At 58.5% G+C, this 648-nt stretch carries 2 protein-coding genes; both read left to right on the top strand.

Annotated elements, in window-relative coordinates:
* Positions 1-345, top strand: a 345-nt coding sequence (locus tag DWY89_RS14180) for a hypothetical protein (RefSeq protein WP_118524783.1), incomplete at its 5' end; no start/stop codon positions are given.
* The coding region (locus DWY89_RS14175; RefSeq protein ID WP_147353346.1) for a DNA cytosine methyltransferase at positions 332-648 on the top strand (317 nt) is incomplete at its 3' end. The genes DWY89_RS14180 and DWY89_RS14175, both read left to right, overlap by 14 nt.

Here is a 648-nt window from a genome sequence, read left to right as displayed (position 1 = left end):
TTAGCGTACCTGACCGCCGCATGGAGCGGCGAGCCGGATGTTGATATGGAGCTGGCGGCCCACTACTGCCGCCTTGCTTATGAGGCGGGCTTTTCCCCGATCTGCCCGCTCTTGTATCTGCCGCTGTTTTTGAATGACAGCGTTCCCGAGGAACACAAGGCCGGGATTGATATGCGCCGGGATATGCTGCGGCGCTCCCATACCCTGATCGTCTGCGGCAGCGTTGTGGACGAGGATGTAAAAAACGATATTGCGGTTGCCGGGCGGCTGGGCATTGCGGCGACAACGCTGGAAGGGGTGCTTGCCGTGAAGGGACACGGCACCCCGGGCTATGCCGGACATTAAGCTGGGGAGCCTTTTTGACGGGATCGGCGTGTTCCCTCTGGCTGCTTCCCGGTGCGGTATCCGTCCGGTATGGGCCAGCGAGATTGAAAAAGCGCCCATCTCCATAACCAAAAGGCACTTTCCCGATATGGCGCATTTGGGAGATATTACGAAGGTGGACGGCGGGAAAATCCCGCCGGTCCATGTGATAACCTTCGGCTCTCCCTGTCAGAACCTTTCTCTGATCGGCAACCGCTCCGGCCTCGCCGGGGCAAAATCAAGCCTGTTCTATCAGGCGTTTCGTATCATACAGGAAATGAGGGA

The organism is Clostridium sp. AF27-5AA, assembly GCF_003478415.1.
Taxonomy (GTDB): domain Bacteria; phylum Bacillota; class Clostridia; order Lachnospirales; family Lachnospiraceae; genus Otoolea; species Otoolea fessa.
This window is presented reverse-complemented; position numbering and strand designations above follow the sequence as displayed.